Origin of the sequence: Tychonema sp. LEGE 07196 (assembly GCF_963890365.1) — a bacterium.
Taxonomy (GTDB): Bacteria; Cyanobacteriota; Cyanobacteriia; order Cyanobacteriales; family Microcoleaceae; genus Microcoleus.
In genome coordinates this window covers 41,005-61,231 of sequence record NZ_CAWPRX010000142.1, presented here as the reverse complement: position 1 = coordinate 61,231, position 20,227 = coordinate 41,005, and the positions used below count along the sequence as shown (strand labels likewise).

The window sequence follows — 20,227 nt, the reverse complement described above, 5'->3', positions numbered from 1 at the left end:
CAACTAACAACTAACAACTAACAACTGACTAAACCCCAGCAGCCGTAAAAGCAGCCCAGTGATAGGGATTAGCAAAAGGACAGGGTTTGCGGTTGCGAATTTGTTGCAGAGATCCCTCTGCAATCAGGCGAGAACTTTGGGAAAGCCGATCGAACGTTTGCGAAATTTGAGGTTGAAAATCCGCCAGCAACACCTCCAATTCCTCGCTAGTCAAATCTCGCAGCCACCTTTGAGCGTCAATCAGCGCCATCGCCACATCCCCCACCTGCAACCGAGGAAACCGCCCCAGATTTTCATAAAACTTGCTTGTCAGCAGCAGCGTCGAAATATCGTTCACCGTCCACAGACTGCTGACCGCACTAGAGGTACCAGCATACAACAAACCCGCCGACAAACCGACAAAATCTTCACCGGGGCTAGGGAAACCGCCGGCAATTTCGCAAGCCGATAAAGTCACTAAAAAGTATTGCCGAAAATCCAAATTAAAAATTTCTTCCAAACTCAGAGAATCATTCCTCAACAACACAGCAGATTTCATCGATTCCGCCAAATTTAGCACACTCAAACAAGCAAAGTGAGCACATTTTTTTTGCTGCAACTGCCCTGTTTTTTGGGAAAAAGCCTGTTGAATAGCCGGCTTTTGACGCAAAATTTCTGCACTGGAAAAATGTTCGGAAATAGTGCCGATTTCTAGGTTGCTGTAGAGTGAACTTCTGGTGAAAGTAGGAACTGCTAAAAGGTGCTGCAAACGCGGTCTGTACCGGCCAATAGCTGCGCCGCGCGCGCTTTGTCTCAACCGCAATAACTCGCAGCTAGGAGCATAGCGAATTCCTCCAGCAAATCGATCGATCAAATAACCAGCAGCCTCTGAAACATCGGCAAAAGTCGAACTTCGAGCAAAAACATCAGAACTGCTGTGCGCCTCCCCCTCAAAACCGCTGCTCGAATTCCACCCAGATTTGAAAATTCCCCCGCCCTCCTCAAGCCCCTCTGTCACCCCCAGAGGCAAAGCGTGGAGCGGTAAAGCGTGCAAAAATCGGTGCGGCACAAAAATTAGCCGATCGCAATTTTGGGGAATCAGCGCCACCAGTCGATCGATTTCCAGCAGCGCCGCCAAGCGTTTGAGCCGAGCCGGGAGATGATTGATCCAGCGACCTTTTTGCTCAGAATAAGCGCTGAGGTACTCCCTGGCCCAACTTTCGACAGCCAAAGCATTTTTCGGCGAACACAGGTGAACGGCGGGATATTGCACGTCAGCAACCACCACAAAAGCCACCAGCAAATCCTCAAAACTCGCCCACACCACAGCAGCGGAATTAGCATCAGGCAACAATTGGCGAATTTGCTCGAAAGCGATGGGTTCAACCTTGTGAGCTAAGCTGAAGAAAGGGTCGTTTGCCTGCACCGATCGAGCAATCAACCCATCAAACTGCCGCCACAATTGATTTAAGTTGATAAAATCCGAACTCGGCAGCAGAGAACCGCTGTTCAAACTAGCGCTGTCGCCCTCAGAAATTAAGGTAGCGCTCGACTCTGCCTCTGACTGTTCTTCGTGTCGCTGTGCCCTAGCTATTTCCAGTTGCAGCGACTTCAACGAGCCAAGCACCTCGGCAGAAAAGTCTCCTTTGGGAGTCAGATCGCATTTCAGCAGCAGTTCTACCAAATTCCGATTTTTGTGGCGTTCGGCATATTCCAAAGCCTTAGCGCGATATGCGGGTTGGGTGTTGCCGAGTTCCAGACAAACTTGCACCAGCCCTTTATAGAGTCCAGTCGAGATGCTGGCTAATTTGACTTTTGCCGTACCGATCCGATCGCCCAAATCCACCGCATCAAGCCCAGCTTCAGGGCGCAATAATTCCACAGTATCGACAGCAGCAGCAAACACGCTGCAGGCGCGAAGCAACTCGCCGCGAACTCGGTAAGCTTGACCCAAATAAAAGACAATTTGCAGCCAGTGGTGGGGATAGGTTTCGCGAGTGTAGACTTGGCAAGCAGCGAGATAGCAGCCGATCGCGCGATCGAGGTGAGACAAGTTTTCCCCCTCCGTCAGTTTCGCAAAAGCCCGCCCAAGATCGATTTGCAGCATCGCCCAGCGTTCGGGGGCTGCCTGTTTGGTGTATACTCTCGCCGCATTTTGATAGCAGGCGATCGCGCTTTTGAGATTGCGGTTTTTTTCCCCTCTCAGGTGTTGGCTGAAAGCGCGGCCGAGATTGGTACACAGCATGGCCCAGCGTTCGGGAGTTTTGGGACGGTTGCAAAAGAGCAAAGCATTTTGATAGCAGGCGATCGCAATTTCGATATTTTCGGCTTTGTCCCCTTTCACCCGCATGGTGTAGATCCTGCCGAGGTAAGTTTGGATCGAAGCCCAGAGTTCGGGAAATTTGATGCGGGTGTAGACTTGTAGAGCATTTTGAAAACACGAGATCGCCATTTCCAGATTTTCCACCGGATCGCCTTTAGCGCGATCGATAAACACCCGGCCTAAATTCTTTTGAGTCGTCGCCCACTGCTGCGGAAAAGCTTCCTTAGTCCGCACTTGCAAAGCTCTCTGATAGCACGTTACCGCGTATTCGAGATTTTCGGCTCGGTTGCCCCGCAGTTGGTCGCAGTAAGCATTTGCCAAATTATTTTGAGTCGTGGCCCAACGCCGGGGAAACACCTTGCGGTTGTAGACTTGCAAAGCATTGTGGTAGCAAGCGACTGCCAGTTCTAGATTTTGGGCTTTGGATCCCTGCAGCCTGCGGGTGTAAGCGCGGCCGAGATTGTTTTGAGTGCTCGCCCAATCTACCCCGAAAGCTTCGCGGGTGCGAACTTTTAGGGCGTTTTGATAGCAGGCGATCGCCTGTTCTAAATTTTCTGCCGGATCTCCCCGGAGGCGATCGCTGTAAGCGCTTCCCAGATTGTTTTGCAGCGTCGCCCACTGGGATGGGTACTCTTCGGGAGTCTGCACTTCTAGGGCATTGACAAAGCAAGCGATCGCCAGTTCGATATTTTGAGCCTTATCGCCTTTCGGGCGATCGCTGTAAGCGTTGCCCAGATTGTTTTGCATTGCCGCCCACTCTTGGGGAAAATCTTTGCGGGTAAAAACCTTAGCAACAGTTTCGTAACCTGCTATTTCGATTTCGAGGTTATTAGCCTTGGTACCGAGAGGAAACCGCCCAATTTTGTTACTCAGATTGCCGATCAGGGCTGCCATGCGCCTAGTCTCGGATTGATTGGCAGCGGGTAGTACCAAAAGTGCCCAGCAGCGCAACAATTCTGCGAAATTATGGTCTAGTTTGTCTAAATTATTTCTCAGCAGCGAGTACAGGTGGTGCGAGTCAGTGCTGCCCGCCACTGCTTGCAAGGCTTCTGCTAAAAAAATTAGATATGCTACCCCAGTTTGAGGATTGCCATTTGCAGATTCTAAGGGTGCGATCGCCCTTTGGAAAAATTTGGCAGCTTTGAGCAAACTGTCTGGCGTCAGTGCCGGCACTTCCAAGTAAAGCGTTTGCACGAACCCAAAGTCGATCGACTTTGAGTTGGTCTTCAAAATCAAATCTATTCCTGAGTCTACAGGATTTTCCAGCAGCGCTTGGAGCATATTCACATCAGTTTTGCGACGCTGTTCGTCCATCGTGCATTCCGCCGAACTATTAACCATACGATCGCTGCTTCTGTGCAGCAATTAAATCAGTTCCCGGTTTAAAGTTCAATTCCCAATCGGAGGTAGGAGTCGCCGAGGGGAATTAAAGAAACCTGGTTTTTCCACCATACACATCGCTACAACCTATTCGCCCAAAAAAACAGGTTTTCGGCCAAGTTTTAAACTTGATAAACCCGCCCCCACAGACTTGCAGTGGGGCGGGTTTATTTTTAACCATGATAAATTTTAGACTTAAAAACCTGATTGCTTGGAAGCTATAACAATCCTCAAAGATTTGTGGGACTACTCGTTACCAGTTCGAGCGAAAGCAGGGCAGATCCGGAAGCGAGCATCTGAGTTTTGCATTTATTCGTTTACTCGTTACCTGGCTCTGCGAAAGTAACGCAGATAGGCGAGGCTCTACCTCCTTTTTTCGCAGCCGAGGCACTTCCTATGGACATCGGTTCCCAGCCTCTGTCTGGGAACCAGTTAAACTGAGTCGATTTAGTGTACCGCTTGAGAGTGCAGCGCCGTCTCCACCGCCTGCAAAGCCCGATCGACTTCTGCAGCAGAGACAATCAGAGGCGGCACAAACCTCAACACTTTCGGGCCAGCGGGAACCAACAGCACACCAGCAGTGATCGCCGATTTAACAATATCAGCCGATGTAAGTTCGATGTCAGCCTGCAATTCCAGCCCCACAATCAAACCCCAGCCGCGCACCTCAGCAATCAGATGCGGATATGCCGCCGCCAACTTGTTGAGGCCAGCTTTCAACTGTTCCCCGCGCTGCTGCACGTTTTCCAGAATGTTTTCCCGTTCTAAAGTTTCGCACACGCACAAAGCGACAGCGCAAACAAAAGGATTGCCACCAAAAGTGCTGGCGTGACTTCCCGGTTCAAATACATCGCAGAAAGATTTGCACAGCATAGCGCCGATCGGGATACCGCCGCCCAACCCCTTCGCCGACGTAAAGATATCCGGTTCAATCCCTAGGTTTTCGTAGCCCCAATATTTGCCGCTGCGCCCCATCCCGACTTGCACTTCATCGAGAATCAGCAAAATACCTTTTTCGTCGCAAATTTCGCGAATCCGCTGGAAGTAGGCGATATCTCCGGGGCGAACCCCCCCTTCACCTTGCAGCGCTTCCAGCATAATTGCTGCTACTTGACGTTCGTCTTTGTCGAGTTCTGCGATCGCCAGTTCGATCGCACTAATATCGTTATAATGCACATAGTGAAATCCCGGAACCAACGGACTAAAACCCTTCTGATATTTAGGCTGTCCCGTCGCCGTAATTGTCGCCAAAGTCCGCCCGTGGAAACTAGCAACGGCGGTAATTATCGTCGGATTCGAGATATTTAATTTTTCGTGGCCGTACTTGCGCGCCAGTTTAATAGCCGCTTCATTAGCTTCAGCGCCGGAGTTGCAAAAGAAAGCTCTGTCCGCGCAAGAATGGTCTACAAGCCACTTCGCCAGCTCGCCCTGTACGGGGATGTAATAAAGGTTAGAAACGTGGTGTAAGGTCTGTATTTGCTTTGTTACCGCTGCAATCATCGCCGGATGGGCGTGTCCCAGAGTGCAGGTAGCAATACCCGCCACAAAATCGAGATATTCGCGGCCCTCGGTATCCCAAACGCGACAGCCCTGGCCCCGTTCTAGGGCGATCGCAAAACGCCCGTAAGTAGTCATTACATAGCTGTCGAAGCTTTCAGAACTGAACAAACTCGCTTCGGCTTGGACGCTTGGTTCTTTTAGTAAGGTTTCAGGACTCACGAACGGCTCCTTAACAGATAATATCTAGACCTCGATTGTACGGCAAAAATCCAGCTTCGCGGTGCAGCCTGTTACTTTTGTCATAAAATCATAACAGTAAGTAACCGCGCCCAATTAATTACAAAAAGACTCTTGACGCTGTAAGGCTTTCAGGCTGTATGCAATTGTGATTAATTTTGCCGGATTATTTAACAGCAATCAATCCCTCACAAATCTACTGATGAGTTATTATATTTCTCCTAGCTTTCTCGATCGAGTTGCAGTACACATCACTAAAAACTTTTTAAATTTGCCGGGGATAAGAGTTCCCTTAATTTTGGGAATTCACGGCCGCAAAGGAGAAGGCAAAACTTTTCAAACCGAACTGGTTTTTCGGCGGATGGGCTTTGAACCCGTGATGATATCTGGTGGAGAATTAGAAAGTCCAGATGCGGGAGATCCGGCGCGTTTAATTCGCTTGCGTTACCGGGAAGCTGCGGAGCAAATTCGGGTGCGGGGCCAGATGTGCGCCATTTTTATTAACGATTTGGATGCCGGTGCTGGCAGGTTCGATACTACTACTCAATATACCGTCAATACTCAGATGGTCAATGCCACTCTGATGAATATTGCCGACAATCCAACTAACGTGCAGTTACCGGGAAGTTATGACAGCACGCCGCTGCACCGAGTACCGATTATTGTCACCGGAAATGACTTTTCAACGCTGTACGCCCCGCTGATTCGCGACGGACGGATGGAAAAGTTTTATTGGGAACCCAGCCACGATGATAAAATTGGGATTGTCGGCGGAATTTTTGATTCGGACAAATTGTCAAAGGCCGAAATTGTCACTTTGGTCGATAATTTTCCCGATCAGTCGATCGACTTTTTTAGCGCTTTGCGATCGCGCATTTACGACGAACAAGTCCGCAAATTCATTCACCAAATAGGAATCGAGCGCGTCTCCAAACGTTTGGTAAATACTACAGAAGCACCGCCCGATTTCCACAACCCAGATTTCAGCCTCGCTCGTTTATTAGAAATGGGCGGTTTGATGGTGGGTCAACAAAAGCGGATTCAGGAAATGCGCTTAGTGGATGAATACAACCAATCGCGACTTTTCAACGTTCAAGGAACTGCCAATGTTCCGGCAGCCGCACCAACGCAAAATCAATTGGACGACCCTAATTCCAAATATTATAAAGCTTACGTAGAGCCAACTTCTGCAGTGAGTAACGGTCAAGGGCGGCTGAGTTCCGAGGTGTTGGCACAAGTGCAACAATTGTTAGCACAGGGCAGCAAAATCGGCATGGAATATGCAGACACTCGCCGATTTAAGACTGGTTCTTGGCATAGTTGCACGATCGTTCAAAACGGCAAAGAAAAAGATGTAATTGCATCTTTAGAAACTTGTTTGGCGGAACACGGCGGCGAATACGTGCGGCTGATTGGTATCGATCCAAAAGTCAAGCGGCGGGTAGTTGAAACAATTATTCAACGGCCATAATAGGGCGCACAATACCCATTGCGAAAATTACAATAACGATCGCCTTTGGGTAGTGCCGCACCAGTAATATCAAATCCTGTCTTCATCGGAATAGTAAATTCAGGCGTTGACTGTTGACTGTTGACTGTTGACTGTTAACTGTTGACTGTTGACTGTTGACTGTTAACAGTTATCCCTCGTTACCAGGCTCTGCCTGGTAATGTAGATTCGGAGGCTCTACCTCCTTCTATCTCGCAACTTACAGGAGAGAGGACTTTAGGAAGTGCTTAAGTTATTAAGTTTTCGATCCTAATACCAATTTCATAAAGTATCGCTAGATATTACCCCCCCAACCCCCCCGATGCTTTGGGGGGGCTAAGACTTGATCCATAGCACATCTTTAGAAAAATGGTATAAACAGACAACACAGATAATATTACAAATTGCCTTGGAGCCCGATCGCAGTTACAATCGTCCACGCATCCACCAACAGCAGCAGCAGCGTGCATCCCAGCAAAATCAGATACATCCAAGGCTGCGACAAAGGGCGAACATCCCTAGTATCAATACCGGTTTTTGCTTCCACCAAACCGACTAATTTATTAAATCCAGCCACCCGCATCGGTAGCAGATAACCTTCACCCGCATGACTCAGAAAATAGTAAACCAAACCTCCTTGACCGGTCGATCGAGGTTTGAGAGCCTTCACCTCAGTCCAAGGTAGCGACCAACCCCTGCGAAACACGCGCGGAAACCACTTCGGATAGGTAACTTCAATCCCCTCCTCGCTGAGAATTACCCGTTCGCTGAGCACGCCGTACAGGCCTGCTGCGCCGACAATAATTGCCGCCCAGAGTGCGATCGGAGGAATTGGTGCTTTCGTGACTTCCGACAAAAACGGTAAGGGAATTGTGAGGGCTGCGTATAAGCTCAACAGGGTGATTCTAATCAGGGGAGAAAGTCGGAATACTGCTGGCTCAAATACTGGGGCGGAAGATGGAGAAAGTGCGGATTCTGCTGACATAACTGAAATGAAAGAAGCTATTTAATGCTATTGTTGCACAGTTGTTAATCCCGCGAACCAAACTCAAGAAAATCTCAAAAGCCAGACAATATTCGCTGTTTTGAGTTGCGATTTAAAATTTATTTCAGAAACTTTGATTCTTAAGTGTTGAGTTTTTATTTACCGCTTTGCAGAAGTTGGAATCTTGAGTGCGGAGTTATCAATTAACTGACAATTTTTGACATACTCACCGCCCTAAAAGTGCGGTAATTCTTGACGCTTCACTGACTGATGCTACCGAAATAGTCTTACTCTGTCTCTGCGCCCGTTTATAGTCGTGGCAATGCCCTATCCCGACTTTGTTTATATTTTTTGCAGCGTTTTCATCGCGCTCGTGTTCAGTCCCACAATTCAAACACTGAACCGCTCTGATTTTTAAATCCAGTCTTCCCCACTTAAAGCCGCAATCTGAGCAAATTTGACTGGTAGGCTCCCAGCGACTAATTACTCTAAAGTCTCGACCAAACTTCTCAGACTTTGCCTCGCACAAAGTTCGGAATTATCTCCATCCCTGAAGACTAATAGCTCTAGCAATTTTGCGGTTTTTGACCATTCCAGACACATTTAAGTCTTCCAAAACGATAGTTTGGTTTTCACTAACAATTTTGGTTGACAGCTTGTGCAAGAAATCTTTACGGGTGTCTGCAATTTGATTGTGCAGTTTGGCTATCTGAATCCGAGTTCTATTTCTGCGTTTCGACTCTTTAGATTGCCGAGCTAGCTTTTTTTGAAGTTTACGAATTTTTCGATCTAACACTTTATAGTCTGGACTTTTAGCTTTTTCCCCATTACTCATCACAGCAAAAGTTTTAATCCCTAAATCAATTCCGACACTTGGATTTTTAGCATCAATTTGAACGGGCTTAACTTCTACTACAAAGCTTAAAAAATAGCGATTAGCACAGTCCTTTAGTACAGTTACAGAGCTAGGCTCTGATGGTAACTCCCTAGACCAAATAGGGCTAACATTTCCAATTCTTGCCAGATACACGGACTCACCTTTGATAGAGAAACCTGTTTTAGCAAAAGTTGCAGACTGACTGTTAGTCTTTTTTTTGAATTTGGGTTGACCCACTTTCTTGCCTTTTTTCTTCCCTTTTAGGAAATCAAAATAGTTTTTGTAAGCAACCTCTAACTGTTTGAGGGATTGTTGCAACGGCACGGACGAAACATCGTTCAACCATGCCCTTTCTTCTGTCTTTTTAGATATAGTTAGAGACTTGGATAGAGTGTTGTACCCAGGATATTTGCCACATCTACTAACAGCCAAGGCATCGTTCCAAACAACTCTTACACAACCAAACAACTGAGCCAAACTATGGCGTTGTCTATCGGTTGGATAGAATCTGTATTGGAACCTTGCTTTCATTTTTTTTAGCTGTTTTACTACTTTAGTATGCCATACTATTTTAACACAGTCAGGAAAATTCAGAAGGAATTAAAGCCGTCCTAGAACGACGGGGTTTTAAACCCATTTCTTTGATAACTCAAAACTCACAACTTCCCTTAATCGACGGCGGTTAGCGCGGGTACTGTCAAAGGTTCTGAAATTTCTCTGGCCTTTGGGCGGCCGGGGGTTGCTGCGCGATCGCCCTGAACTTCCCCTCGCGATCTGCTAGGATTGACGTTTGAATAGGGACCTTCGTTAATCTGCAAGCGATCGCAAGGAATGGTGTCCGATAAAATTGCACTCGCCATCATCCCGGTGTGAATTTCCAATGCTGCGGCGGACATCGCTTCAAACACCAAACGCTGTCCGGGAAAAACCACTCGTTCAAAATACCAGTTAGGAATGTTGGAGATGCGAGCAATCTGAATCAGACTGGTGGCGTTGACGTAGCAGCACAGAATCTTGCTGTCGGTGTCTGAGGGTAGTGGGTCAAGAATTTGAGCCATAACTGCTGAGGGAGCCTTACCTAAAAGTTTTAGTTATCTTCTCAGGCTAACACTAGGCGATCCCGCCTACTGTAAAGCCGACTACCAACTCCAAGGATTTTAGATTTTAGATTGGGGAATGACTTACTGAATCTGGATTGGGAGCTTGCCTACAGTTGCATTTTTTGTCTTAAAGCGTGTCAATAACATACCAGAGACCGATCGCCCTAAAATTTCTATTTACCCAGAAAAATACCTAATTGTTGACTCTCATCGGCAATTTTCCGTCAAAATCCGCTGTATTTGCTTACATATTCGCTTTTTTCGGCTGCTGTCACCGACCGAAACTCGCAAACTCAGCCTTAAACCGCTCGGCCAAATTTTCAAATATTTAATATTAAATTGCCAAAATTAGAGAGATTGTAAAGTTATATTAAAAGAATATAAACATAGATCGAAAAGTCGCAGTTTAGGATATAGCAATCATGGAAAACCGAGTTCTGTACGTTCGCCTCCCTTGTAATCCGATTTTCCCGATCGGAGTAGTGTACCTTTCCGATAGCGTACACAAGATGTTTCCCGATGTCCAACAGCGCATTTTTGACCTAGGCGCAGTACCGCCCCTCGACTACGCTAAAGGTTTGGATGCGATCGTCGATGAGTTTCAACCAACGCTGTTAGTTTTCTCTTGGCGGGACATTCAAATTTACGCCCCCGTCGGCGGTAGGGGCGGGAATCCCTTACAAAATGCCTTCGAGTTTTACTACGCCAAAAATCCGCTGACAAAATTCCGGGGAGCACTGGGAGGACTGCGTTTGGCCGCGTCTTACTACACCGAACTGTGGCGCAATCTGGGACTAATTAAGCGCGGATTGAAGCGGGCCCGGAAATACCGCCCGGAAGCCCGCGCAGTGGTCGGTGGCGGTGCTGTGAGCGTGTTTTACGAGCAGTTGGGACACAGCTTGCCGGCGGGGACTGTGGTTTCGGTGGGCGAAGGCGAAGCTTTGCTGGAGAAGTTGATTAAAGGCGAAGATTTGGCCCAGGAAAGGTGTTATGTAGTAGGAGAAACTGTGCCGCGCGATCGGCTAATTCACGAAAAGCCAGCCAACATCGAGAAAACTGCTTGCAACTATAACTACATCGAGACCATTTGGCCGGAATTTTCCTATTATCTACAGGATATGGACTTCTACCTCGGAGTCCAAACCAAGCGCGGCTGTCCTCACAATTGCTGTTACTGCATTTATACGGTGATTGAAGGTAAACAAGTGCGGATCAATCCGGCGGATGAGGTGGTGGCGGAGATGCAGCAATTGTACGATCGAGGTATCCGCAATTTCTGGTTTACCGACGCTCAATTTATCCCGGCGCGCAAATTCATCGATGATGCGATCGAATTATTGCAAAAAATCATCCTCTCCGGTATGACAGACATCCACTGGGCTGCTTACATCCGTGCGGACAATCTCACACCCGAATTGTGCGATTTGATGGTAAAAACGGGCATGAACTACTTTGAAATCGGCATCACCAGCGGTTCCCAGGAACTGGTTAGGAAAATGCGAATGGGCTACAACTTGCGAGTAGTTTTGGAAAATTGCCGCGATTTAAAAGCAGCCGGTTACAACGATGTAGTTTCTGTCAATTACTCATTTAACGTCATAGACGAAACCTTTGAAACCATCCGACAAACAATTGCCTATCACCGAGAATTAGAGCGGATTTTTGGAGTCGATAAAGTAGAACCAGCGATTTTCTTTATCGGATTGCAGCCCCACACAATTTTAGAAGAATACGCCTTTAAAAAGGATATTCTCAAACCTGGTTACGATCCCATGAGTTTGATGCCTTGGAATGCCCGCAAGTTGCTGTGGAATCCCGAACCTTTGGGCTCATTTTTCGGGCAAGTTTGTTTAGAAGCTTGGCAGCGAAATTCCAATGATTTCGGCCGTGAAGTAATGGCAATTCTGGAGGAAAAACTCGGCTGTGCGGAGTTGGAAGAAGCTTTGACTGCGCCAGTGGAAGTCAAAGACAAACAGTTAGCAGCAGTTAACTAACTACCAGGTTCGCAGTCAGGAAAACCGTCCTTAAAAAAAGGGGAAATGGGAGGAAAGATGTATCTTCTGTTTCCCTTTTTATTATTCAATAAATAGGTAAGTATCGAAAACTTAATAACTTAAACACCTCCTACAGTCTTCTCTCCTGTAAGTTGTTAGAAAGAAGGAGGCAGAGCCTCCGCACCTGCATTACCAGGCTCTGCCTGGTAACGAGCAAGTCTTAGCCCCCCCTTAATAAGGGGGGGTTGGGGGGGGTAATATCTAGCGCTACTTTATGAAATTAGTGTAACAGAGTCAGTTCGCGATCGCATGGAGGCGAGAAACCCGGTTTCTACGAAAATAAAAGGTTTAGTAACGAGAAATATATAAAGAAACCGGGTTTCTGAGATTTGCGCGCACAAGTCATAAGATCGTAAAACTGTCATAAATGCCAGCGCTTGTTTCCCTTCGATCGCATTGACATACTTTATGTATTTTCACCGATCTAGGGTTCGCAGTGTACACCTTACTTAAACCTAGGGTATACCGTGTTTTCTGCAAACTCCACCTCTAACATTAAATATTATTAATATCAAACAAGTATCGCTTAAGATGTAATTATATAGTTAAAACTAGGAGTGACAAGATGTTTTATCAAGATAGAGTTAAGGGCATTAAAGAAGTAGGTCTAGTTATAGCTAGCCTTAGCGCGATTCCCTTCGGGATAGCTTCGCTTCACGGCATTTTGACTCCCCCAGCAGAAGCAACAGCACTAAATCAACCCGCATCTTCCAGTTTACCGCATTCTCGATCGTTCCAAATTGCTCAAGTTGAGGGATGTCCCAAGGCCGAAATGGTGGAATCTTTCGCAACAGCCAACTTTTCGGTATACATTTGCAAAACCCAGGAAGGCGCTATTTTTTACCGAGGGCTCAGCAAAATAAATGGTAGCCAAATTAATGTGATGCAAGTAACAACAAGTGACGACGGAACTTATGAAGCGACTAACGGCAATATTATCTATTCGATCAATCCCGAGCGCCTGCAAGTGCGGCAGAATGGTAAGCTAATCTTGACCGAAGCTGTCATCAAGTAACACGGACTGTTATTCAACGATCGGATAAATTTAGGGTGTATTTGATTCACTTAAAAAAATCAAGACACGCAAAAACATATTGATTCCTTAATAATCAAAGAGAATCAGTGGTAACAGTTATACAATTGACTAATTTTTGTTCAAATATCTCTCAATTAGGACGATCGCCACTATATCATCTACAGGCCGCGGCGGAGTCCGCATTCCCTGCGGAATCAAGCGAGAAAGTCCCGTAGGAGGGTACATTTCCCAGTAACGATCCTTCGCTTCTAAACTGCTGAATCTCTCGTCAACCCGAACAATTTCAATCTCCGCCGACAAACTCTGCGTCAGTTTTTGTTTCCAACTCTTAGAAGTCGTTTGATCTCCCATGACTAATAACTCAACGGGAAACTGTTCGCACAAAGATTGAATAGTAGAGATGGCTGATTCTGACGGTACTACTTGATGGTAGCAGACGTTTCTATCTCTACCCATGACGGCGATGCCGCACTTGTCTTTACCCGGATCGAAACCTAAAATCATATTTATTAGTTCTGTATTAATAAGTTGGTAGTTGCGCTGTTGCAGTCGAGGAAACCCAATCGCCAACCTATATCTAATCTGACACTTGCATTTTTGAATGTCTCAAAATCTTTTTGGGCGATCGCACTTATTTTGCTTGACTTTTTTGCAGGATTGACATATTATATCATCATGGGAATCCGTGCGGCCATATAATGTCTAAAATCAAAAGCCGGGTTTTGCCACAAGATTTACTTCCCCGTTTTGATTTATCGAAAAAACCCGGTTTCTTTCACCCCCGCGCACAAATCAGAAACCGGGTTTTTGCCACAATATTTCCTTCCCCGTTTTGATTTATCGAAAAAACCCGGTTTCTTTCACCCCCGCGCACAAATCAGAAACCGGGTTTTTGCCACAATATTTGCTTCCCCGTTTTAATTTATCGAAAAAACCCGGTTTCTTTGACTCCCCGCGCACAAATCAGAAACCGGGTTTTTGCCACAATATTTGCTTCCCCGTTTTGATTTATCGAAAAAACCCGGTTTCTTTCACCCCCGCGCACAAATCAGAAACCGGGTTTTTGCCGCAATATTTGCTTCTCCGTTTTAATTTATCGAAAAAACCCGGTTTCTTTCACCCCCGCGCACAAATCAGAAACCGGGTTTTTGCCACAATATTTCCTTCCCCGTTTTAATTTATCGAAAAAACCCGGTTTCTTTGACTCCCCGCGCACAAATCAGAAACCGGGTTTTTGCCGCAATATTTGCTTCCCCGTTTTAATTTATCGAAAAAACCCGGTTTCTTTGACTCCCCGCGCACAAATCCGTTTCTGATATTAATTGCTTTATTTGCTCTCTTAACGAGGCGGTGTGTCGCTGTGAAATTGTTGGTGGTGCTTCGAGATGTTTGGTGGCGACGCACCCTAGGAGTGCTATATATATGGCGGCACGGATTCCCATGATTTAATGATATGTCAAGGGCGCGAAAATGTCAAGCAAAATTGTAATTTTATTGCCCAAAATTTTTGCTCAAATTCGATAGATCGATCGCACTTATTACTTAACTTTCACATCTGGGGCGGCCGGTGGTTGTTGTCCGGTGCGGAAAACAACGGCTCCGTTTTCCAAAGCAACTAAATCTATTTTAAGCGGGCCGGCGATGTAGGTGACATCTGTGGCGATCGCCCGAACCTCCAGCGATTTCTCGTACTGCTGCAATCGATCGATAAAACCACCTAAAGTTTCAATTCGATTGTCCGCAACTTGCACTCTGCCGCCGACAACTCCGATCAAGCGAGCGCGAAATTGACAAGCTTCGATCAATTGCAGCAACTGCACCCGCACCTGTTCGTTTGTCAAAGTCACCGGATCGACAGCAACCGCTGCAATCACATCTCCGGCGCGGAATACAACTCGATTGATTTCGGCTTCGGCAAATACCTTAATTACCTTTTCTTGTCGCAGGTAATTAGCGCCGGCGACTATTCGCACCACGTAGTCTTTACCGTCTTTAATCTGACTGATTAATTGATCGATTTCTGCTGTAGTAATTTGAATAATCTGTTTGCGAACCTTAGCATTTTCCGGCTGCATCAGTTCGACGGTGGTTTTATTTGCTTCTTGCAACAGTCGATCGATCGCCCGACTCGCCTTATCCGGTTCCAAGATGCGAACAACGCCAGCAGCTAAAATTTGACCGCGCCTGATCGCAACTGTACCCTCGCGGATGGCCTGAAAATCCCGTTCCAAAACTTGCACTTGCTGCTGCAATAAAGTTTGTTGCTGTTCGAGTTTAGTTTGTTGCTGTGCGAGGGTTTCTAAAAGAGCTTCCCTCTCGGCAATTACTTTGTCCCTCTCCACAATTATGCGATCGCGATCGGCGAGATTTTGCACCCGCTGGGCAATTTCCTTGTCCCGCTGGGAAATTAGTTCGTTGCGATTGACAATTTCTGCATCTCGCTTGGCAACTTCTTCCTGCCGCTGGGCAATTTCTGCGTCTCGCTTGGCAATTTCTCGATCGCGCTGGGCAATTTGAACTTTCACCTGCTCTCGCTGCTCAATTAACTGTTGGCGTTCCCCTTGCAGTTGGGCGATTTCCGATCTCAAAGCTGTTTTTTGATCGGAAACTGTTTTCAATTGGTTCTCAGTGCGATCGAGCTGAGCTCTTGTGGTCGATCGGGCAGTTTCAACCAGTTTCAACTGTGCTTCGGTGCGAGATTTAGCAGCTTCCACGCTAGCAAGCTGTTCTTCCGTGTCCGATTTAGCTGCTTCTACCTGACTTAACTGCTCTTGGGTTTTAGACTTCGCTGCTTGCACGCTGTTGAGCTGGGCCCGCAGCGAGTTTAATTTTTTTTCTGTCCGGGCTTGCTCGGCATTAGCAGTTTGGAGCGATTGATTAATTTGCTCTAAATTGGCTTTAGCTTGCGCTTGAGCGGTTTTGGCTCCATTTAATTCAGTTTCAACTCGATTTTTTTCTTGAGTGGTTTCTTTGAGTTCTCTGCGGGCTTGGTTGAGCCTTTTTTGAATCTCGTCTATTTGAAAAACCCCGGTTCGCAGAGGCTTGCTGGTAGCAAACAAAATGGCCAAAGTAATTGCTGACAGAATGCTGCCGGCCATCACTGTCACCACAACAGCAGTGTCGCGGGGGCGAAGTTTGAACAAACTCAACCTTGCCTTGCCGACTTTCGTCCCAAGACGATCGCTGACAGTCGCGATCGTACCCCCCAACACTAAAATTACAAATACCAAGATGTATCCAGCAGTCATTCCGATTTTAAATTTAGGATGGTGGATTTTGGATTGAATCTAAAATCCAAAATCCAAAATCCTATACTTTCTCGGCATCAAGTGAATTGCTGGCTTAAGGCCACCGGGTTGTGGACAGTGATCTTTTTCTTGTGGATCGAGATCATAGTTTCTTGTCTGAGATCCCCCAGCAAACGAGTCACAGTTACCCGCGTCGAGCCGATCGCTTCGGCGATCGCCTGGTGGGACAGCTTCAAATCAATCGTAATCCCATCCGTACCGGGCACGCCAAAATCCCGGCACAGAATCAGCAAAAAGCTGACGAGTCTCGAACCCATATCTCGGTGTGCGAGGGTTTCGATCATCATCTCCGTTTGCAAAATCCGAGAAGAAAGTCCCCGCAGCAAAACCATAGGCAATTCTGCGTCTTCCTTGAGAGCTTTCTCGACTTGTTCGATCGGCAGCGAGATCAATTCTACCGGCGTAAACGCTACCGCGTGGTAAAATCTGTCCGAGCGGTGTCCCGTAATCAGAGACAGCACGCCGAACACGCTGTTTTCCCGCAGGAGCGCCACAGTAATTTCTTCGCCTGCTTCATAAACCCTAGAGAGCTTCACAGCACCTCTAAGCAGAACGTAGACGCGCTCAGCCGGGTCTCCAGGGAAAAAAATTGTCTTGCCCCGTTCAAAGTTTTCCACAATGGGTGGAAACGCCCCGCCGCTGATTTGGCGGAACACGGCTGCTAGCGGTCTATCATGTGTCACGACTAGATCCTTTGTAGTAATCAATAGTTTGTAACTTGCCGATTAAGCTTATTGAGTAAATATACTGACCAACCTCCAATGTCCAGGGATTCTGTTACAGCCATCTAATGTTAAGTTAAACACACGCTGTATGATATTAAATCTAGCCATTCTCTTAACTTTTTCAATTCCGCCCATTTAGATCCACAACCAAATTAATCTCAATTGTGTCTCAATTGTCTGTCAATCAGTTAAATCTGAATCAGTTGTGTCTAAACTGGCGGAGTTGTCGGATATAGCCCACGAGAACGGTGCAAGTTGCTTCGAGAAGAAATACAGATGATAGATTTGACCGGAAAAAATGCTCTTGTTACGGGCATTGCCAACAATCGCTCGATCGCCTGGGGCATAGCTCAGCAGCTCCACAAAGCAGGGGCCAACCTCGGCATCACTTTTTTGAAGGATGAAAAAGGCAAGCACGAGCGCAAAGTCGCCGAACTTGTCGAACCGCTCAATCCCAGCCTGTATTTGCCCTGCAATGTCCAAAACGAGATCGAAATCGAGTCTACTTTTCAAACCATCGCCGACAAGTGGGGCAAGTTAGATATCCTGGTTCATTGTTTGGCCTTTGCCGGCAAGGACGAACTTTCAGGAGATTTCACCAACACCTCCCGCCAAGGCTTCTCCAATGCTTTGGATATTAGCGCTTACTCGCTGGTGCGGCTTTGTGCTGCGGCTAAACCGCTGATGGCGGAGGGCGGCAGCATTATCACGCTGAGTTATTTGGGCGGCGTGCGGGTAGTTCCTAATTATAATGTGATGGGCATTGCTAAGGCAGCTCTGGAGATGAATGTTCGCTATCTGGCGGCGGAACTCGGCCCGTTAAATATTCGGGTAAATGCGATTTCTTCGGGCCCGATTCGCACTCTGGCTTCGTCAGCAGTCGGCGGCATTCTGGACATGATCCACCACGTTGAGGAAGTGGCCCCGCTGCGGCGGACTGTGACTCAGCAGGAAGTGGGAAATGCTGCGGCTTTTCTGTGCAGCAATCTCTCTAGCGGGATTACGGGTCAAGTTTTATATGTCGATGCTGGTTACGAAATCATGGGAATGTAGCTAAAAGTTGACAGTTGACAGTTGACAGTTGACAGTTGACAGTTGACAGTTGACAGTTAACAGTTGTCAGTTAACAGTTAACAGTTGACAGTTGACAGTTAACAGTTGTCAGTTAACAGTTAACAGTTGTCAGTTAACAGTTGTCAGTTAACAGTTAACAGTTGACAGTTGACAGTTAACAGTTGTCAGTTAACAGTTAACAGTTGTCAGTTAACAGTTGTCAGTTAACAGTTAACAGTTGTCAGTTAACAGTTGACAGCAAGATTTGCCAACAGTCAACTGTCAATAACTGTCCGTTGTCCGCTACAAAAGTGCTAATCCCAAATTACTAATTATCAACAATAACTATGAATGACAAATTGGGAATTATGGAAATAATCGATCGCCCTCCAGTACCTCCTGCAAATTCGGTTCAACCAGCTAGGGCCGCGTTGGTGAAACGCACGACACTGGAAACGGATGTCACCGCCAGCCTCAATCTCGACGGTGTGGGAACTTGCAAAGCGTCTACGGGGATTCCGTTTTTAGACCATATGTTGCATCAAATTGCTTCTCACGGATTGATCGATTTGGACGTACAGGCGATCGGGGATTTGGAGATTGACGACCACCACACGAACGAAGATGTGGGAATTACGTTAGGCCAAGCGCTGGCAAAAGCTGTCGGGGATCGATCGGGCATTTCTCGCTTCGGCCACTTCATCGCCCCGTTAGATGAAGCATTAATTGAAGTAGTCTTAGACTTTTCGGGACGGCCTCACCTAAGTTACAGCTTAGAAATTCCCAACCAGCGGATCGGCACCTACGACACCGAGTTAGTCAGAGAGTTTTTTTCAGCGGTAGTGAACCACACTCAAATGACACTGCACATTCGACAGTTGCAGGGCGGCAATTCTCATCACATTGTAGAAGCCGCGTTCAAAGCCTTTGCGCGAGCTCTGCGGATGGCGGTGGAAATCGACCCCCGGCGCGCCAGTGGGATTCCGAGTTCTAAAGGAGTTTTGTAGTTTGGGGTTTGCAGTAGCGCTTCTGGGCTACTGCAAACTTGTAAATCAAAATATATCTGCTATGTAGTTAAAAACACCTTGACTTCCCTCGCCGTACTTGCCGATAAATCGATCGATTAGTCGATCGCTACACCTTTCTATAGCATCAGCAATAGAACTTTGTGCTAAAACTTGACTGGCAGATTGACGCAAAACTTCAAACAAATTTACAGTAAAATCAGTATCTTCACTGACAAAATCCCACAGTTCTCGACCGATCAAAGTGCTCATTTCAGAATTCGGCAGAAGTTGCTTCAGCAGACCAAAAGTTACAGTCTTATTAGTTCTCTTGCCGTAAGCTATACCAATATAAGCGCGATCGCCTGCATTAATTTTTTCCTGAATTTTGTCAGCCCAATATACTATCTGGTCTTTATCCATATCATTCGGGCCGCTTTTGACCTGTATCCAACAGCGATCGCCATCACTGGTAGTTTTAATTGCATCCCATCCTGACTTACCGGGCGGACTTTCTGCACTTTCAGAGCAAGATATCAATAGTTTTTCAATAAAAAACCCCATAGAAGTAACAATAAACCTAGTAGCCGCCATATAAACATTAAGTCTGACAACTTCTGCTGGAGTATCAAGATTTAACGCCCTAATTAAAAATGGATTGGGATGAATTTTTTCTAAAGTTAGATTGTCAACCATAGCTAACTGTCGCCTTGTGAAGTCCCGACAGATACTAGCTATAAAATTTTCGGCTATAGTAAGTTGCAGCGAAAGCTTATCTGAAGATGTCAATGCTAAAATGCGTTCAATCTCATCGGAAGTAAATCTGAGCAGTCTTTTGCCAGAGATGCTGCTGATGCCGTTTCTGAGTATTTCTGCTTGTAAGTTTAAAAATTCTTCTAACTCCGCAAAGTGACTGGCGAAAGAGCGAGACTTGCTGGCAGGGAGTCCTACTTCTTTTTCTAAAACAAATGCTAATAATTCATGAAGTTGCTCTGACACTTTTATTTCTCCTAAACCAATACTTCGGACAGTTTTTGATTGCCAACCGTAGAATAAGGGTTTTAAGGCAATTCGGCAAGTTCGCTACCAACGGAAAATCGATGGTTTCAGCCTAGGAACTCAAAACAGTCTGGACTATTGCTCAACTAGGCTTTACATATTACTTAAATGAAAAGAG

At 46.5% G+C, this 20,227-nt stretch carries 15 protein-coding genes; 5 read left to right on the top strand and 10 right to left on the bottom strand.

The window, feature by feature from the left end:
* Nucleotides 1–28: 28 nt before the first annotated feature.
* Nucleotides 29–3,643, bottom strand: a complete 3,615-nt coding sequence (locus tag AACV78_RS16250) for a CHAT domain-containing protein (RefSeq protein WP_194012308.1) — start codon at nucleotides 3,641–3,643, stop codon at nucleotides 29–31.
* Between the two features lie 486 nt (nucleotides 3,644–4,129).
* On the bottom strand, nucleotides 4,130–5,401 hold the full coding sequence (locus tag AACV78_RS16245; RefSeq protein WP_194012306.1) for an acetylornithine/succinylornithine family transaminase: 1,272 nt from the start codon (nucleotides 5,399–5,401) through the stop codon (nucleotides 4,130–4,132).
* Nucleotides 5,402–5,621: 220 nt separating this feature from the next.
* Between AACV78_RS16245 and AACV78_RS16240 the strand changes: the two genes are divergently transcribed.
* Entirely contained in the window at nucleotides 5,622–6,890 is a 1,269-nt protein-coding gene (locus tag AACV78_RS16240; protein WP_194012307.1) for a RuBisCO small subunit-like domain-containing protein, read from the top strand.
* 415 nt (nucleotides 6,891–7,305) lie between these two features.
* On the opposite strand, the gene AACV78_RS16235 is transcribed toward AACV78_RS16240, so the two are convergent.
* The 4 genes from AACV78_RS16235 to AACV78_RS16220 form a co-directional block, all read right to left on the bottom strand.
* Nucleotides 7,306–7,893, bottom strand: coding sequence for a hypothetical protein (locus AACV78_RS16235; RefSeq protein ID WP_194013035.1), 588 nt, complete (start codon nucleotides 7,891–7,893; stop codon nucleotides 7,306–7,308).
* A 226-nt stretch (nucleotides 7,894–8,119) separates the two neighbouring features.
* Nucleotides 8,120–8,422: a zinc ribbon domain-containing protein gene (locus AACV78_RS16230; RefSeq protein ID WP_339383678.1), complete on the bottom strand. Its 303-nt coding sequence runs from the start codon at nucleotides 8,420–8,422 to the stop codon at nucleotides 8,120–8,122.
* Between the two features lie 9 nt (nucleotides 8,423–8,431).
* Nucleotides 8,432–9,301: an RNA-guided endonuclease InsQ/TnpB family protein gene (locus tag AACV78_RS16225; RefSeq protein ID WP_339383677.1), complete on the bottom strand. Its 870-nt coding sequence runs from the start codon at nucleotides 9,299–9,301 to the stop codon at nucleotides 8,432–8,434.
* Between the two features lie 137 nt (nucleotides 9,302–9,438).
* A complete protein-coding gene (locus AACV78_RS16220) occupies nucleotides 9,439–9,828 on the bottom strand; it encodes a DUF1830 domain-containing protein (RefSeq protein ID WP_194013036.1) in 390 nt (129 codons plus the stop codon).
* Between the two features lie 464 nt (nucleotides 9,829–10,292).
* Here AACV78_RS16220 and AACV78_RS16215 point away from each other — a divergent pair, with 464 nt between their 5' ends.
* Nucleotides 10,293–11,864 carry a photosystem II high light acclimation radical SAM protein gene (locus AACV78_RS16215; RefSeq protein ID WP_194013037.1) on the top strand — a complete coding sequence of 524 codons (1,572 nt, stop codon included), beginning with the start codon at nucleotides 10,293–10,295 and terminating at the stop codon, nucleotides 11,862–11,864.
* Nucleotides 11,865–12,489: 625 nt separating this feature from the next.
* On the top strand, nucleotides 12,490–12,939 hold the full coding sequence (locus tag AACV78_RS16210; protein WP_194013139.1) for a hypothetical protein: 450 nt from the start codon (nucleotides 12,490–12,492) through the stop codon (nucleotides 12,937–12,939).
* Between the two features lie 129 nt (nucleotides 12,940–13,068).
* On the opposite strand, the gene AACV78_RS16205 is transcribed toward AACV78_RS16210, so the two are convergent.
* The 3 genes from AACV78_RS16205 to ntcA all read right to left on the bottom strand — a co-directional run bounded on the left by AACV78_RS16205 (nucleotide 13,069) and on the right by ntcA (nucleotide 16,951).
* Nucleotides 13,069–13,464 carry a pre-16S rRNA-processing nuclease YqgF gene (locus AACV78_RS16205; RefSeq protein WP_194013138.1) on the bottom strand — a complete coding sequence of 132 codons (396 nt, stop codon included), beginning with the start codon at nucleotides 13,462–13,464 and terminating at the stop codon, nucleotides 13,069–13,071.
* A gap of 1,034 nt (nucleotides 13,465–14,498) precedes the next feature.
* Entirely contained in the window at nucleotides 14,499–16,208 is a 1,710-nt protein-coding gene (locus AACV78_RS16200) for a DUF3084 domain-containing protein (RefSeq protein WP_194010495.1), read from the bottom strand.
* Between the two features lie 77 nt (nucleotides 16,209–16,285).
* A complete protein-coding gene (gene ntcA / locus AACV78_RS16195; RefSeq protein ID WP_194010494.1) occupies nucleotides 16,286–16,951 on the bottom strand; it encodes a global nitrogen regulator NtcA in 666 nt (221 codons plus the stop codon).
* Nucleotides 16,952–17,269: 318 nt separating this feature from the next.
* On the opposite strand from ntcA, the gene fabI reads away from it, so the two are divergent.
* Nucleotides 17,270–18,046, top strand: coding sequence for an enoyl-ACP reductase FabI (fabI, locus tag AACV78_RS16190; RefSeq protein WP_194010493.1), 777 nt, complete (start codon nucleotides 17,270–17,272; stop codon nucleotides 18,044–18,046).
* A gap of 368 nt (nucleotides 18,047–18,414) precedes the next feature.
* On the top strand, nucleotides 18,415–19,053 hold the full coding sequence (hisB, locus tag AACV78_RS16185; RefSeq protein ID WP_194010497.1) for an imidazoleglycerol-phosphate dehydratase HisB: 639 nt from the start codon (nucleotides 18,415–18,417) through the stop codon (nucleotides 19,051–19,053).
* A 45-nt stretch (nucleotides 19,054–19,098) separates the two neighbouring features.
* Here the strand turns inward: hisB and AACV78_RS16180 are convergent, their stop codons facing one another.
* The gene (locus tag AACV78_RS16180; protein WP_194010492.1) at nucleotides 19,099–20,049 is read right to left on the bottom strand and encodes a PmeII family type II restriction endonuclease; all 951 of its coding nucleotides are present in this window, start codon (nucleotides 20,047–20,049) and stop codon (nucleotides 19,099–19,101) included.
* Nucleotides 20,050–20,227: the final 178 nt, after the last annotated feature.

Bases quoted from the DNA above. Each gene is read 5' to 3' on its own strand.
- AACV78_RS16250 (WP_194012308.1), bottom strand. From the start codon at position 3,643: ATGGTTAATAGTTCGGCGGAATGCACGATGGACGAACAGCGTCGCAAA.
- AACV78_RS16240 (WP_194012307.1), top strand. From the start codon at position 5,622: ATGAGTTATTATATTTCTCCTAGCTTTCTCGATCGAGTTGCAGTACAC.
- AACV78_RS16235 (WP_194013035.1), bottom strand. From the start codon at position 7,893: ATGTCAGCAGAATCCGCACTTTCTCCATCTTCCGCCCCAGTATTTGAG.
- AACV78_RS16225 (WP_339383677.1), bottom strand. From the start codon at position 9,301: ATGAAAGCAAGGTTCCAATACAGATTCTATCCAACCGATAGACAACGC.
- AACV78_RS16220 (WP_194013036.1), bottom strand. From the start codon at position 9,828: ATGGCTCAAATTCTTGACCCACTACCCTCAGACACCGACAGCAAGATT.
- AACV78_RS16215 (WP_194013037.1), top strand. From the start codon at position 10,293: ATGGAAAACCGAGTTCTGTACGTTCGCCTCCCTTGTAATCCGATTTTC.
- AACV78_RS16210 (WP_194013139.1), top strand. From the start codon at position 12,490: ATGTTTTATCAAGATAGAGTTAAGGGCATTAAAGAAGTAGGTCTAGTT.
- AACV78_RS16205 (WP_194013138.1), bottom strand. From the start codon at position 13,464: ATGATTTTAGGTTTCGATCCGGGTAAAGACAAGTGCGGCATCGCCGTC.
- AACV78_RS16200 (WP_194010495.1), bottom strand. From the start codon at position 16,208: ATGACTGCTGGATACATCTTGGTATTTGTAATTTTAGTGTTGGGGGGT.
- fabI (WP_194010493.1), top strand. From the start codon at position 17,270: ATGATAGATTTGACCGGAAAAAATGCTCTTGTTACGGGCATTGCCAAC.
- hisB (WP_194010497.1), top strand. From the start codon at position 18,415: ATGGAAATAATCGATCGCCCTCCAGTACCTCCTGCAAATTCGGTTCAA.